We start from the raw sequence: 14,807 nt of genomic DNA, 5'->3' as shown, positions 1-14,807 counted from the left end.
GGGCAGACAATGAAGCCGGGGATTATGCGGTCAGAACTCCATGGATGCGCGGAAAGTGCCAGCCCTCCTCACAGATAGCGCAGCCAGGCGATATCCCGACGGCGTGCCTTCAGCGCGGCGAAGGCCCGGGTCGGCAGGTACAGCAGCAGCGCCAGCGCGGTGCTGGTCAGCAGCAGCGCGGCCACCGATTCCACCGCGAACAGGGTGCCGTTGGTGGGCCCCCACAGCGCCAGCGCGGCCAGGTACATCAGCTTCAGCACATACAGGTGCAGCAGGTAGAAGAACATCGGCGCCGCACCGATCCGGGCCAGCGGCTGCAGCGCGGCGGCCACGCCGGGCACTTCATACAGGCGCAGCAGCAGCAGGCCCACGCCGAGGGTGGCCAGCAGGAACAGCAGCGAAGGCGGGTACTTGGTGACGTTGAAAATGCCCATCAGCGTCTGCAGCGTGGTGGGCTGCAATTGCCACGGCGCATCGCCGTAGACATTCAGCGCCCGCAGCAGCATGAAGGCCGCCAGCGCGCCCCAGCCGGCCCACAGCAGCCAGCGCTGGCGCTGTCCCGGCGGGCGTGTGGTGGCGAACCACGGGCCCATCAGGTAGCCCAGCACGATCACCCCGATCCACGGCAGCAGCGGGTAGGAGGTACGCAGGCGCAGCGCATCACCGAACACGATCCAGTCGCGCTGGTGCAGCACTTTCCACAGCGTGGCCAGCACGCCGTTGCCTTGCACGTGCACGCCATCGAGCAGGTTGTGCCCGGCCACCAGCAGCAGCGCCAGCGGCAGCAGCACGCTGCGCGGCAGCCAGGCCAGTCCGGCCAGCGCGATCATGCTCAGGCCGATCACCCAGATCACCTGCAGGTAGATCGTGTCCGGCGGCCATTGGAAGGTCCACGCGAAGTTGACCAGGGTCAGCTCCAGCACCACCAGGAACAGGCCACGCTTGAACAGGAAACCGGCGATGGCGCGACGCGGGTCAGCCTGGCGCTGGCCGTACAACCAGGCCGAGAGGCCGGTCAGCAGCACGAACACCGGCGCGCACAGATGGGCCAGCAGGCGGCAGGCGAACAGGGCAGGGGACACCGTGGTCACGTCCATCGGGTCGCTGACCTGGTACTGCATGAAGAACGTTTCGCGGACGTGGTCGAGCAGCATCAGCAGCATCACGGTGCCGCGCAGCTGGTCGATGGAGGCCAGGCGGGTGGAGACGGAAGGGGGCATGCGGGCGCGCTGGAAGGGGTCTGGAAAGGATATAACATATCATTTCGGCCTCGGCCCGCGCGAGGGCAAGGTGCTGGCGTGCTGGACTTGCCGCAGGCCGGACGCTAGCGTTGCAGGGATTTTTTCGTATCAGGGGCTTCAATGAACAACGTCGCTGCGCCCAAGCAGCTCACGTTCCGCGCGGTGGTGCTTGCCATCGTGTTGGCCGTGGTGCTGTCGGCCGCCAACGCCTACCTGGGCCTGTTCGCAGGCCTGACCATCGCCACCGCGATCCCCGCGGCCGTCATCTCCATGGGCGTGCTGCGCCTGCTGGGCGGTGGCACCATCCTGGAAAACAACATCGTCCAGACCGGTGCCTCGGCCGGCTCGTCGATCGCCGCCGGCGTGATCTTCACCATTCCCGCGCTGGTGATCATGGGCTACTGGCCGGACTTCAAGTACTGGTGGGTGCTGGGCATCGCCGGCCTCGGTGGCCTGTTGGGCGTGCTGTTCTCGGTGCCGCTGCGGCGCTCGATGATCGTTGAAGATCCGCTTCCGTTCCCGGAAGGCAAGGCCGCGGCCGAAGTGCTCAAGGCCGGCGAGAACCCCGGTCCGGGCCTGAAGATCCTCGGCCTGTCCGCGGTGATCGGCGCGGTGGTCAAGGTCGCCGCGGCCAGCGGCATGCGCCTGATCCCCGATGCCTGGGCCACCTCGGCCTACCTGGGCAGTTCGAAGATCACCGCCTTCATCGGCACCAACCTGTCGCCGGCGCTGCTCGGCGTGGGCTACATCGTCGGCCTGAACGTCGGCATCGTGGTGGTGTCCGGCTCGATCCTCACCTGGCACATCGCCATCCCGGTCTACCAGGCGTTCTTCCTGCAGACCGACCCGGCGCTGGCCGCGTCCATCGCCACCGCCTCGTCCACCGATGCGGCGTTCGCCATCTGGGGCGCGAAGATGCGCTACCTCGGCGTCGGCGCGATGCTGATCGGCGGCATCTGGACCCTGTTCTCGCTGCGCAAGTCGCTGCTGAGCGGGGTCAAGAGTGGCTTCGCCGCAGCCCGCAAGAGCACCGGTCCGGCGCTGGCCGAAACCGAGCGCGACCTGCCGATGAAGTGGATGCTGGTCGCGCTGGTGGCCTTCACCCTGCCGCTGCTGGCGCTGTACCAGGCCATCGTCGGCCAGTGGCATGTGTCGATCCCGATGACCATCATCATGATCGTCGCCGGCTTCCTGTTCGTTTCCGTGTCGGCCTACCTGGCCGGCCTGATCGGCTCGTCCAACAACCCGGTTTCGGGCATCACCATCTCCACCATCCTGTTCGCTTCGGCGGTGCTGGTGCTGCTGCTGGGCAAGGATGGCCTGACCCCGGTGGGTGCCTTCGGTGCGCCGCTGGGCGCGGTGGCGGCAATCATGATCGGCGCGGTGGTGTGCTGCGCGGCGGCGGTCGGCGGTGACAACCTGCAGGACCTGAAAGCCGGTTACATCGTCGGCGCCACGCCGTGGAAGCAGCAGCTGATGCTGGGCATCGGCGCGTTCTCCTGTGCGCTGATCATGGCTCCGGTGCTGAACCTGCTGGCCACCGCCTACGGCATCGGCGCACCGACCCCGGAACACCCGAACGCACTGGCGGCCCCGCAGGCCAACCTGATGGCGTCGGTGGCGCGCGGCCTGTTCGGCGGCGAACTGCCGTGGAACTTCATCATGATGGGTGCGGTGGTCGGTGCGGCCATCATCGCCCTGGATGAGTGGCTGAAGAAGACCGGCAAGCGCTTCCGCGTGCCGGTGCTGGCTGCCGCGATCGGCATCTACCTGCCGCTGGAACTGATGGTGCCGATCTTCCTCGGTGGCCTCATCTCCTACCTGGTGGAGCGCTTCCACAAGGTGCGTGCCGACGACGAAGAAGGCCGCGACCGCGTGCACAAGCCGGGCGTGCTGTTCGCCGCCGGCCTGATCACCGGCGAAGCCCTGATGGGTATCGCCATCGCGGTGCCGATCGTGGTCAGTGGCCGCGCCGACGTGCTGGCGGTTCCGTTCGCGCTGCCGGCCGCGCAGTGGATCGGCCTGGCCGTGCTGTTCCTGGTCGGCTGGCTGATCTACCGCACCGGCAAGAAGGCCAACGCCGGCTGATCGGCATGGCGGGAAGCGGGGAAGCGGGGAAGCGCCGGGCCGGGCCCGGCGTTTTCCGGTCCGCACGCATGACCGATGGCCTTGGCACGCTGCCGTGCCGGGGCCTACCATCGACGTTTTGCCGTCCCGCGGAGTACCCGATGAAACTGCGTCATGCCTTGTTGCCGTTGAGCCTGCTCGCGGCGCTGCCGTCCGTGGCTGCCGCCCGCGGCCTCGATGTCCGCGACCTGATCGCCTTGGACCGCGTTTCCTCGCCGGTGCTGACGGCCGATGGCGGCAGCGTGGTGTTCGCCAAGCGCAGCGTGGACAACGAACAGAAGGCCAGCAATGCGCTGTTCGTGCGCAACCTGCGCACCCGCGATGCCGCACCGCCCAAGCAGCTGACCCCGAGCGGCTGGAACGTCAACTCTGCTTCGTTGTCGGCCGATGGCCGCACCGTGTACTTCCTCAGCGCCAGGAGCGGCAGCCAGCAGCTGTACGCGCAGGGCCTGGACGGCACCACGCCGCGCCAGCTGACCGATTTCCCGGTGGACGTGGACAGTTACCACGTGTCCCCGCAGGACGACCGCGTGCTGTTCAGCGCCGGCGTCTTCCAGGACTGCGGTTCGGACCTGGCCTGCACCGAAAAGAAGCTGGCTGCGATCAAGGGCACCAAGGCCAGCGGCCAGGTGTTCGATTCGATGTTCGTGCGCCACTGGGACACCTGGAACGATGGCCGCCGCAACACCCTGTTCGTGGCGCCGCTGCCGACCGGCAAGGCCGCCGGGGTAAAGGGTGCGTCCGCGCTCAGCGCCACCCTGGCCGGCGACGCGCCGTCCAAGCCGTTCGGTGGCAATGATGATTTCGCCTGGTCGCCGGATGGCAGCAGCGTGGTCGCCAGCATCCGCGTGGCCGGCCGCGAAGAACCGTGGTCGACCAACTTCGACCTGTACCGGTTCGATGCGGCAGGCAAGCAGGCACCGGTCAACCTGACGGCCGCCAACCCGGCCTGGGATGCCGGCCCGGTGTTCAGCGCCGACGGCAAGACCCTGTTCTACCGCGCGATGAAGCGCCCGGGCTTCGAAGCGGACCGTTTCGGTTTGATGGCGATGGACCTGGCCAGCGGCAAGACCCGCGAAATCGCTGCCGACTGGGACCGCTCGGCCGGCGGCATCGTGCTGTCCGCCGATGGCAGCACGATCTACACCACCGCCGATGAGCTGGGCGAACACCCGCTGTTCGCCGTGGACGTGGCCAGCGGCAAGGTCGACAAGCTGATCGGCGATGGCAGCGTGACCGCCGTGGACGTGGCCGGCAACAGCGTGGCCATCACCCGCAACAGCCTGAAGAGCAACGACCAGGTGCTGGTCGGCATGCTGCCCGCCGCCGGCCAGCCGATCGGCGAGCTGCGCGCGCTGACCCCCGCAGCCGGTGAGGTGCTGAAGGACGTGTCCTTCGGTGACTACGAACAGTTCGAGTTCAAGGGCTGGAACAACGACACCGTGCACGGCTACGTGGTCAAGCCGCACGACTATCAGGAAGGCAGGCAGTACCCGGTTGCGTTCCTGATCCATGGTGGCCCGCAGGGCAGCTTCGGCAATGGCTGGAGCTACCGCTGGAATCCGCAGACCTATACCGGCCAGGGCTACGCGGTGGTGATGATCGACTTCCACGGTTCCACCGGCTACGGCCAGGCGTTCACCGATGCGATCAGCCAGCACTGGGGCGACCGTCCGCTGGAAGACCTGCAGAAGGGCTGGGATGCGGCGCTGAAGCAGTATGCGTTCCTGGACGGCGACAAGGCCTGCGCGCTCGGCGCCAGCTACGGCGGCTTCATGGTCAACTGGATCGCCGGCAACTGGAACAGCCCGTTCAAGTGCCTGGTCAACCACGATGGTGTGTTCGACCAGCGCATGATGGGCTACGCCACCGAAGAGCTGTGGTTCACCGAGTGGGAGCAGGGCGGTACGCCGTTCGCCAAGCCGGCCAACTATGAGAAGTTCAACCCGGTCAACCATGTCGCGGACTGGAAGAAGCCGATCCTGATCATCCACGGCCAGCTGGATTACCGCATCCCGGTCGAGCAGGGCCTGGCGGCGTTCACCGCCGCGCAGCGGCAGGGCATCGACTCGAAGTTCCTGTACTTCCCGGATGAGAACCACTGGGTGCTGAAGCCGGCCAACAGCGTGTTGTGGCATGACACGGTGAACGCCTGGTTGAAGCAGCACATCGGCCAGTAAGCCGCGTTGAAGCGCCGCCCCCCGGGGCGGCGCTTTTGGTTTTCGTAGCGCCGCGCCCTGCTCGGCGTCTTTTTTTTCACCGCTGCGCTCGCCGGGCATGGCGCGGTGCTATCCCTGGGTTGGCATGGTCTCGACTCCCTTGATCCAGAACGACATCGTCGTCTTCGGCCTGATCGCCGCCACCCTCGGTGCGGTGTTCTGGACCGCGTCGCGCCAGCAGGGCCTGTGGAAACGCTTCTACGCCTTCGTGCCGGCGCTGCTGCTGTGCTATCTGCTGCCCGGCATCTACAACACGGTCGGGTTGATCGATGGCCAGAACACCCGGCTGTACAACCCCATCGCACGAGACGTGCTGCTGCCGGCGGCGTTGGTACTGCTGACCCTGGCGGTGGACATCAAGGCGATCCTGCGGCTGGGCCCGAAGCTGGTGCTGATGTACCTGGGTGCTTCGGCCAGCATCATGCTCGGTGCGGTGGTGGCGTTCCTGCTGATGCGCGCGCTGCATCCGGAAACCGTGGCCGGCGACACCTGGGCCGGCATGGCGGCGCTGGCCGGCAGCTGGATCGGCGGCGGTGCCAACATGCTGGCGATGCGCGAAGTGTTCGACGTCGATGCGACCACCTTCGGCCAGTTCGCGGTGGTGGACGTGGGCGTGGGCTATGTGTGGATGGCGGTGCTGATCTTCCTTGCCGGTCGCTCGGCGAAGATCGACGCACGCAGCGGCGCCGATACCTCCGCGATCGATGCGTTGAAGGAGCGGATCGCGCGGTTCCAGGCCGAGCACGAGCGCATTCCCACCCTGACCGACCTGATGTCGATCGTGGCGGTGGCCTTCGGCGGTGTCGGCCTGGCCCACGCCATCGGCGCCCCGCTGGCGGCCTGGTTCAAGCTGCATGTCAGCTGGGCCGCGCAGTTCAGCCTGGATGCGCCGTTCGTGTGGGTGGTGGTGTTGTCGACCACGCTGGGCCTGGGCCTGAGTTTCACGCGCGCACGCACGCTGGAAGGCGTGGGCGCCTCGCGGGTGGGCTCGCTGCTGCTGTACTTCCTGATCGCCTGCATCGGCATGCAGATGGACCTGGTGGCGCTGCTGGATCGTCCGTGGCTGTTCGCGCTGGGACTGATCTGGATCGCGGTGCACATCGTGCTGTTGTGGCTGCTGGCCAAGCTGCTGCACGTGCCGTTCTTCTACTTCGCCATCGGTTCGCAGAGCAACATCGGCGGGCCGGCATCGGCGCCGGTGGTGGCCGCGGCGTTCCATCCCGCGCTGGCGCCGGTGGGCGTGCTGCTGGGCACGATGGGGTATGCGACCGGCACGTACCTGGCGTACGTGGTGGGGATCACGTTGCGGGCGTTGGCGGGGCAGTAGGTTCTTGTCTGTTTGCATGGGGCGCCGGGGGAGGCGGGGATCAGCGGGACACGCCGCAAGTACGTCCATGTAGGCTACGTCGCCGCATCCATGCGGCTCAGTGTCCCGCCGACCCCCGCCTCCCCCGGCGAGCCAGCATCGCGCCGCGGTGGGGAAAAGAAAAAAGCAGAAGCAGGTAGCGCCGAGCCGTGCTCGGCGGCATCCATCCGTGGCCGTCAGCAAAGAGCCGCCGAGCATGGCTCGGCGCTACCGCTCTCGCTTTTCTCTTTCCCACCGGTCGCGTGAGCTGGCAGGGTGAGGGCGGGGCAGGCCGTACGGGACACTGTGAGGCAGGAGCCGAACAGTAGCCTACATGGACGTACTTGCGGCGTGTCCCGTACGGCCTGCCCCGCCCTCACCAACCCGGCACACAAGCAACAACAGCTCAGCCGACCAACAACCCCCGCTCGACCAACCACGCGCGCGCGTCCTCCGCGTCGTGCTCGAACCACGCCTGCGTGGAGCCCAACCGGTACGTGTACCCCCACGCGTCCATGTCCGCCATCAGCTGCGCGCTGCCCACCCCCGGCAGCTCCGCCGCCAGCACGATCTGCAGGTAACAGGTCGCGTCTTCTTCGGGCACCGAATCGGTGGCGTCGGTATGCACCAGCGCACGCCGCTCCGGCGGCAGCACGATCAGGTGGCAGGCTTCGTGCAGCATCGAATGCACGGGCGTGTCATCGCGCACGTAGACATCGCTGGCGATGATGCCCGCTTCGGGCTCGCCCCAGTAACTGCCGGGAATCGGCGCGCCTGCCGCCACGTGGTGCAGGTGCAGGCCATGCCCGGACAGCAGGCGCGCGGCATCGTCGAAGGCGATGTCGCCGACGCGGGTGACCGATGGTTCGGGGGCGGGTTCGTTCATGGCATCGAGCAGAAACCCCGCCCGCGGCTGGCGCGGGCAGGGCAGGGGATCAGGGCTTTTCAGGCCCTTCCGGCAAGGCGACGGAGATATCCAGCACGTCGTGCTGTCCGTCCTTGACCAGGTCGACCTTGACCGCATCGACATCGATGTTGACGTACTTGCGGATCACTTCCAGCAGCTCGCGCTGCATCAGCGGCAGGTAATCGGGGCCGCCGCGGTGGCTGCGTTCCTGCGCGATGATGATCTGCAGGCGGTTCTTCGCTGTCTCGGCGGTGGTCTTCTTGGCTTTCAGGAAATCGAACAGGCCCATGCTTACCCTCCGAACAGCTTGCTGAAGAAGCCCTTCTTCTCCACGGCGGTGAAGCGCATCGGGCGGTCTTCGCCCATGATGCGCGCGACGGCATCGTCATAGGCCTGGCCGGCCGGTGATTCGCCGTCCAGGATGACCGGTTCGCCCTTGTTGGAGGCATTGAGCACATCGCCGGATTCGGGGATCACGCCGATCGCCTTCAGGCCCAGCACTTCTTCCACGTCGGTGATGCTCAGCATCTCGCCGGCTTCCACGCGCACCGGGGTGTAGCGGGTCAGCAGCAGGAAGGCCGGTACGTCATGGCCGTTCTCGGCTTTGTGGGTCTTCGAATCCAGCAGGCCGATGATGCGGTCGGAATCGCGCACCGAGGACACTTCCGGGTTCACCACCACGACGGCGCGGTCGGCGAAATACATGGCCAGGAACGCGCCCTTTTCAATGCCGGCAGGCGAATCGCAGATGACATATTCAAACCCATCGGCGGCCAGGTCCTTCAGGACCTTGCCCACGCCTTCCTGGGTCAGCGCATCCTTGTCGCGGGTCTGCGAGGCCGCCAGCACGTACAGGTTGTCAAAGCGCTTGTCCTTGATCAGGGCCTGCTTGAGGGTGGCTTCGCCGTGCACGACGTTGACGAAGTCGTACACCACGCGGCGCTCGCAGCCCATGATGAGGTCGAGGTTGCGCAGGCCGACGTCGAAGTCGATCACCGCCACCTTCTTGCCACGACGTGCCAGGCCGCAGGCAAGGCTTGCGCTGGTGGTGGTCTTGCCGACGCCGCCCTTGCCGGAGGTGACTACGATGATTTCAGCCAAAGGACTTCTCCTGCTCTTGTTCTGGTTGGGGCTGCGACAAAGTCAATCCAGCGCAGCGATCTTGATCTGGTCCTGTTCCAGCCAGACCTGCACGGCTTTGCCGCGCAGGTTGTCCGGTACATCGTCCAATACCTTGTAGTGGCCGGCAATGGCCACCAGTTCGGCATGGAAATCGCGGCAGAAAATACGCGCCGCGGTATTGCCCTGGGCACCGGCCAGCGCGCGTCCGCGCAGGGTGCCATAAATGTGGATGCTGCCATCGGCGATCACTTCGGCGCCCGCGCCGACCGTGCCCATCACCGTGAGGTCGCAGTTTTCAGCGTACAGCTGCTGGCCCGAACGCACGTTGGCCAGCTGCATGCGGCCCGGCTTTGGGGGTTCACCCGGGGCCGGCGCGGCGGCCAGTGCGGCGACAGCGGGCGCGGCGCGGCGCGGTTCGCGCGCGGGAGCCGCCGGGGGCGCTGCACGGGGCGGGGCCGGCTCGGCATCGGCGCGTTCGTACTGTGCGCGGAACTTGGCCAGCAGCGGCAGGCCAAGCTGCTGGGACAGCAGTTCGATTTCCGAGGTGCCGTAGGCCAGCGCCACCGGCAGCACGCCGGCGCCACGCAGCCCGTCCAGCAGCGCCTTGGCGCTGGCCACGTCCGGGGTGCGGCTCAGGCCGCCGAAATCAAGGATCACCGCGGCGCGTCCGAACAGCTTGGGCGCGCGGTTGACCCGCTCGTTCATCTCCTGCACCAGGCGCTCCACATCCATCGTGCGGATGCGCAGGTTGGCGATACCTACCTGGCCGATCTTCAGTTCACCGGCCTGTTCGTAATCCATGTTCACCGCCACCTCAAGTACCCGTCGACTGCTGGGCGGGGGCGGGCCGTTGCCGGCCACGCGCCCACGCCACGTCCGGCAGCTTGCCGCCGTAGGTATCACTCACCCAGGCATAGCTGCACAATTCCTTGGCCAGCATGCTGGCGCGGACATCCACGTGCGGCATGGTGTTCTGGCCCAGTTCGCGGAAGCCGAAGCTGCCGTGGAAAAGCAGCGCCGCATCGGCGCCATGGTCCTGGAAGACCTCGCAGGTCATCTGCGGATAGCGCAGTTCGGCATAGCTCTGCGCATCGGCGTAGAACGCCCGGCCCACGCCACCACCGCGGCGGCGGCTGGCCACCACGATGCGGTCGATATAGAAGAAGCTGCTGGGCAGCTGCTGCTTGAACCAGGCGAAGTTGCTGCTGTCGTGCTGGCTTTCACTGCCGAACCCGATCAGGAACCCGGCCAGGTTGCCGTCGCGCTCGGCGACGCGGAAATACTCGGCGGTTTCATAGAACAGGTGCAGCCGGTGCGCGTCCAACGGCAGGATCGCCAGACCGGCGTTGTTGTTCAAGGCCAGGACGGAATCGAGCTCATGCTCGCGCACGTCGCGGATGACAATCGACATTGAGACTCCGTGGGGTGGTGCGTGTTGCCCGTTGCCGGGCCCTTCCCGCTGATTATTGCATGGGGGGGACGCTGCCGGGGGAAACCGGGGCATGACTTCCGTGGGAGTGACGCAGGCCAGGTTCAGCCTAAGATGCAGGGATGTTGGGAGCCCTCAGTCATACCCGTGTCCTCCGTCTGGCTGGCCTGTTCACCTGGGTCATGGTCGGTCTTCCCCTGGTTTACTCGCAGATCGAGAACCTGCGTCGGCCGGCCAGCGACAACGGCGCGGCGGTGCTGTTGTTCGCCGCCTACCTGGTTTTCGGCGGGGCCTACTTCCGGCTGACCCGCGACCTGCGCAGCGGTGGCCATGCCCGCTGGCTTGATCGCGGCATGCTGGTGCTGCTGACCATTTCCGCGCTGGGGGTGAGCTTCCTCAGTGGTTCCGGGCTGGGCAGCATCCTGATGATGGTGGCGGCCGGGGTGATCCCGTGGATGCTGCCGGCCCGCTATGGGGTGCTGTGGCTGCTGGTCAGCCAGCTGGCGGTGGCCCCCGTCTATTACGTACTGCTGAGGTTCCCGCTGTTCGAAGCGGTCATGCAGTCACTGTTGTACGGCGGCTTCTCCATGTTCATCTTCGTGACCAGCCTGGTCGCCCGGCAGCAGACCGACGCGCGCGAGGAGCAGCGCCAGCTCAACACCGAACTGCGCGCCACCCGCGTGCTGCTGGCCGAAAGTGCGCGGGTCAACGAGCGAACGCGCATTTCGCGTGAACTGCACGACCTGCTGGGCCATCACCTGACCGCGCTCAGCCTGAATCTTGAAGTGGCCGGCCACATCACCGAAGGCCGGGCACAGGAACACGTGCACCAGGCGCATACCCTGGCCAAGCTGCTGCTCACCGACGTGCGCGAGGCGGTCAGCCAGCTGCGCGACAGCGGGGCGATCGACCTGGCCGCGGCGCTGCGCCCGTTGACCCAGCGCGTGCCCTCGCTGGACGTCCACCTGGACGTGCCCAGTCCGTTGAACGTGGAAGACCCCGAGCGGGCCCACGTGCTGCTGCGCTGCACCCAGGAGATCATCACCAATGCGGTTCGCCATGCCGGCGCGCGCAACCTGTGGATCACCGTCCGCCGCGAAGCCGGCGGGGTCAGCCTGGAGGCGCGTGACGATGGGAACGGCGCTGATGGCATCATGGTGGGCAATGGCCTGCGCGGAATGCGCGAGCGCCTGCAACAATGTGGTGGCGAGCTGCAGATTGAAACCCACCGGGGACAGGGCTTCCGCCTGCGTGCCTCGGTTCCTGGTGTCCCGGCGTTGGCGCTGAGCACCGCACCTGAAGGAGTTCGTTGATGATTCGCGTCTGCCTGGTCGACGACCAAACCCTGGTGCGGCAGGGGATCCGCTCACTGCTGGCGTTGGACGATGGCATCGAGGTGATCGCCGAGGCCGCGGATGGGCGCCAGGCCGTGGAGATCATTCCGCAGGTCAAGCCGGACGTGGTGCTGATGGACATGCGGATGCCGGCCATGTCCGGGCTGGAGGCATTGCAGATGCTGTCCAAGCTGGAGCAGCTGCCGCCGACCATCATCCTGACCACCTTCGACGACGACCAGCTGGTGCTGGCCGGGCTGAAGGCCGGCGCCAAGGGCTACCTGCTCAAGGACGTGACCCTGGACCAGCTGGTGGGGGCCATCCGCACCGTGTCCGAGGGCGGGTCGCTGGTGCAGCCGGCGGTGACCCAGCGCCTGCTGTCCGGACTGGAGCACATGCGCAACGAGTTCGTCAGCCTGGACCGCCCGGATCCGCTGACCGACCGTGAAACCGAGATCCTGCGGCTGATGGCCAGCGGTTTCTCCAACAAGGAAATCGCCAATTCGCTGGGGGTGGCCGAAGGCACCATCAAGAACCACGTGTCCAATATCCTGTCCAAACTGGGCGTGCGCGACCGGACCCGTGCCGTGCTCAAGGCATTCGAGCTTCAATTGGTCTGAAAATCGTTCAACGGCGGGGGTTTACCGATAATATGGGCCGGTACCCCGCGTCTGCCCCCTACTGGTGGGTGGCCCATGTGCGCTACCCTTCGGCCCCTTGTCTGTACAAATCGGTTGTCGGCACGGAAACCGGTGGTCCAAACCAGATCAACAAAGCCAACGAAGCTGCTAGGATTGGCGCTTCGCTTCACTCAACCCGGCCGTGGGATCGGCCCCGGAGACTTCTGAATGACCCGTATTATCGAGTTCCTGATCGCCTTGGGGATCGTGGCTGGCCTGTTCGTCATCATTGGCGTGGTCCTCCCGGGCGAGCGCCATATTTCGGAAAGCATCGAGACCAACCGCAAGATGACGATCGTGTACGACACGGTCAACAGCCTGCGTCGCTTCAAGGATTGGAACCCCCTCCTGCTGCGTGATCCCGCTACCGACCTGAAGTTCTCCGGCCCGGCTGCCGGCGTCGGCGCCACCCTGGACTACACGTCCAAGGACCTGGGCAACGGCACCTGGAAGATCACCGAGAGCGAGCAGAACAAGCGCGTCGCCATCGCCATCGAAGACGCCACCAAGGGTCACGACAAGACGACCGCCTTCATCCTGGAGCCGACCGGCAAGGATGGCCGCAACGTCAAGATCACCCAGGAATACAACGTCAAGTATGGCTTCGACCTGTTCGGTCGTTACGCCGGCCTGTACGTCAGCCGCCACATCGGTGACGACCTGAAGCTGGGTCTGTCGCGCATGGCGAACATGCTGGCCACCGTGCCGAACGTGGACTACCGCACTGCAGAGGCACCGCTGAACGACCTGGCCATCGTCGATGTCCCGGCCGAAGACCTGCTGGTGGTCACCGCGGGCAACGTGGACCGTGGCGAAGCCACCATCACCAAGTCCATCGCCGACAACCAGGAATGGATCAAGCGCGTGATGGAGGCCAACAACCTCGAAGCCGTCGGTCCGTTCCGCATCATCACCACCGATTTCGGTGCCGAGAAGTACGCCTTCGACGTCGCCCAGCCGGTGAAGAAGAAGGGTACCGAAGGCGTGCCGGCTGAAGAGCTGGACGTCAAGATCGATGGCGGCGCCCCGGTGAAGTACGTCCGTGTTGCTCCGCACCGTTCGGCCCATGCGACCTACACCGGTCACGTGGCTGGCCTGGACGTTGCCCGCAATGCACTGCGCGCCTGGTCGGTGACCGGCGGCAACGAAGTGATCGACCGACCGTACGAAACCTGGAATGGTGGCGTGCAGAAGTCCTTCACTCCGGAAGGTACGTACGACATCTACTGGGCCGTCAAGTAAGCCTGGACGCCTGATGTAACGTAGAAAACAAAGACGCGCCGCATATTGCGGCGCGTTTTTTTTTGGCAGTGCTGGAAAAGGAGTGGACATGTTTGCGATCGATCGACGCGCGCGCAGGCCTTCGTTGCTGGCCTGCCTAGGCGCGCTGCTGGCAGCGGCTTCCATCGGCCTGTCCGCCTATGCCTCGCACGGCGTCAGCGAACCGCTGGCCCAGCAGCACCTCAACATGGCCGCGCTGTATGCGTTCGCCCACGGCGCCGTGCTGGTGGCGCTGGGACCGCGGGCCACGGCCACGTTCGGCAGGCTGGCGCTGTACGTGATCCTGCTCGGCACGCTGCTGTTCGCCGGCAGCCTGGCCGGCAACGCGCTGTGGCAGTGGCCCACGCGGCTGGCGCCGGTGGGTGGCATGGCGCTGATGCTGGGCTGGGTGCTGGTGGCGATCGATGCACTGAGGCGCTGAGCCATGCCCCGCTTCGCGCGTGGCTTCGACGTCGAACAGGCGCACGCCTGGCTGGCCCGGCGCGATCGCCGGCTGGCAGCGTGGATGCGCCGGCTGGGCCCGCTGCCGGCGCCGGAAGGCTGGCGGAAATCGTTTGACCCGGTCGATGCGCTGGCGCGGGCGATCCTGTTCCAGCAGCTCAGCGGCAAGGCCGCCTCGACCATTGTCGGGCGGGTGGAGGCGGCCATCGGCAGTGCCCGCCTGCATGCGGACACGCTGGGCCGTATCGACGACGCCGCGCTGCGTGCATGCGGGGTATCGGGCAACAAGACGCTGGCGCTGCGGGACCTGGCACTGCGCGAAGCGGCCGGGGAGATTCCCAGCCTGCGGCGGATGGCGGTGATGGAACACGAGGCGATCATCCAGGCGCTGGTGCCGGTGCGCGGCATCGGCCGCTGGACGGTGGAGATGATGCTGATGTTCCGGCTGGGCCGCCCGGACATCCTGCCGCTGGATGACCTGGGCATCCGCAAGGGCGCCCAGCGCGTGGACAAGGCCGAACTGATGCCGACGCCGAAGGCGCTCGCCCTGCGCGGTGAAAAGTGGGGGCCTTACCGCACCTACGCCAGCCTGTACCTGTGGCGCATCGCCGATTTCAGCGAAGGCCCGGCCATCAAGACCAACCGCTCCCAGGACTGACCCGGTAGTGACGACCGCTGGTC

At 66.5% G+C, this 14,807-nt stretch carries 14 protein-coding genes; 8 read left to right on the top strand and 6 right to left on the bottom strand.

The window, feature by feature from the left end; translation table 11 throughout:
- Positions 1-68 precede the first annotated feature (68 nt).
- Complete coding sequence (locus ABE522_RS09740; protein WP_346591516.1) at positions 69-1,220, bottom strand: acetyltransferase domain-containing protein; 1,152 nt, start codon at positions 1,218-1,220, stop codon at positions 69-71.
- Between the two features lie 141 nt (positions 1,221-1,361).
- On the opposite strand from ABE522_RS09740, the gene ABE522_RS09735 reads away from it, so the two are divergent.
- From ABE522_RS09735 to ABE522_RS09725, 3 genes are all read left to right on the top strand, one after another.
- Positions 1,362-3,329: an OPT family oligopeptide transporter gene (locus ABE522_RS09735; protein ID WP_192083122.1), complete on the top strand. Its 1,968-nt coding sequence runs from the start codon at positions 1,362-1,364 to the stop codon at positions 3,327-3,329.
- 140 nt (positions 3,330-3,469) lie between these two features.
- The gene (locus ABE522_RS09730) at positions 3,470-5,548 is read left to right on the top strand and encodes a S9 family peptidase (RefSeq protein WP_346591515.1); all 2,079 of its coding nucleotides are present in this window, start codon (positions 3,470-3,472) and stop codon (positions 5,546-5,548) included.
- A gap of 124 nt (positions 5,549-5,672) precedes the next feature.
- A complete protein-coding gene (locus tag ABE522_RS09725) occupies positions 5,673-6,914 on the top strand; it encodes a DUF819 family protein (RefSeq protein WP_346591514.1) in 1,242 nt (413 codons plus the stop codon).
- Between the two features lie 424 nt (positions 6,915-7,338).
- Here the strand turns inward: ABE522_RS09725 and ABE522_RS09720 are convergent, their stop codons facing one another.
- From ABE522_RS09720 to ABE522_RS09700, 5 genes are read right to left on the bottom strand one after another with little or no spacing between them, the layout of a single operon-like run.
- Positions 7,339-7,818 (bottom strand): hypothetical protein, encoded by a 480-nt coding sequence (locus ABE522_RS09720; RefSeq protein ID WP_101100193.1) that lies wholly within the window; start codon positions 7,816-7,818, stop codon positions 7,339-7,341.
- Between the two features lie 49 nt (positions 7,819-7,867).
- Positions 7,868-8,128, bottom strand: coding sequence for a cell division topological specificity factor MinE (minE, locus tag ABE522_RS09715; protein WP_042615170.1), 261 nt, complete (start codon positions 8,126-8,128; stop codon positions 7,868-7,870).
- 2 nt (positions 8,129-8,130) lie between these two features.
- Positions 8,131-8,940, bottom strand: coding sequence for a septum site-determining protein MinD (gene minD / locus ABE522_RS09710; protein WP_042615169.1), 810 nt, complete (start codon positions 8,938-8,940; stop codon positions 8,131-8,133).
- Positions 8,941-8,982: 42 nt separating this feature from the next.
- Positions 8,983-9,762 (bottom strand): septum site-determining protein MinC, encoded by a 780-nt coding sequence (gene minC / locus ABE522_RS09705; protein ID WP_191770989.1) that lies wholly within the window; start codon positions 9,760-9,762, stop codon positions 8,983-8,985.
- 13 nt (positions 9,763-9,775) lie between these two features.
- On the bottom strand, positions 9,776-10,372 hold the full coding sequence (locus ABE522_RS09700) for a GNAT family N-acetyltransferase (protein ID WP_042615168.1): 597 nt from the start codon (positions 10,370-10,372) through the stop codon (positions 9,776-9,778).
- A gap of 140 nt (positions 10,373-10,512) precedes the next feature.
- Between ABE522_RS09700 and ABE522_RS09695 the strand changes: the two genes are divergently transcribed.
- From ABE522_RS09695 to ABE522_RS09675, 5 genes are all read left to right on the top strand, one after another.
- Positions 10,513-11,703 carry a sensor histidine kinase gene (locus ABE522_RS09695; protein ID WP_346591513.1) on the top strand — a complete coding sequence of 397 codons (1,191 nt, stop codon included), beginning with the start codon at positions 10,513-10,515 and terminating at the stop codon, positions 11,701-11,703.
- The gene (locus ABE522_RS09690; protein ID WP_042615166.1) at positions 11,703-12,344 is read left to right on the top strand and encodes a response regulator; all 642 of its coding nucleotides are present in this window, start codon (positions 11,703-11,705) and stop codon (positions 12,342-12,344) included. Before ABE522_RS09695 ends, ABE522_RS09690 begins: the two co-directional genes overlap by 1 nt.
- A 228-nt stretch (positions 12,345-12,572) precedes the next feature.
- Positions 12,573-13,646, top strand: coding sequence for a polyketide cyclase (locus ABE522_RS09685; RefSeq protein WP_346591512.1), 1,074 nt, complete (start codon positions 12,573-12,575; stop codon positions 13,644-13,646).
- An 88-nt stretch (positions 13,647-13,734) separates the two neighbouring features.
- Complete coding sequence (locus ABE522_RS09680; RefSeq protein WP_346591511.1) at positions 13,735-14,106, top strand: DUF423 domain-containing protein; 372 nt, start codon at positions 13,735-13,737, stop codon at positions 14,104-14,106.
- 3 nt (positions 14,107-14,109) lie between these two features.
- Positions 14,110-14,784, top strand: coding sequence for a DNA-3-methyladenine glycosylase family protein (locus ABE522_RS09675; protein ID WP_346591510.1), 675 nt, complete (start codon positions 14,110-14,112; stop codon positions 14,782-14,784).
- Positions 14,785-14,807: the final 23 nt, after the last annotated feature.

Origin of the sequence: Stenotrophomonas lacuserhaii, from assembly GCF_039674585.1 — a bacterium.
Taxonomy (GTDB): domain Bacteria; phylum Pseudomonadota; class Gammaproteobacteria; order Xanthomonadales; family Xanthomonadaceae; genus Stenotrophomonas; species Stenotrophomonas pennii_A.
This window is presented reverse-complemented; position numbering and strand designations above follow the sequence as displayed.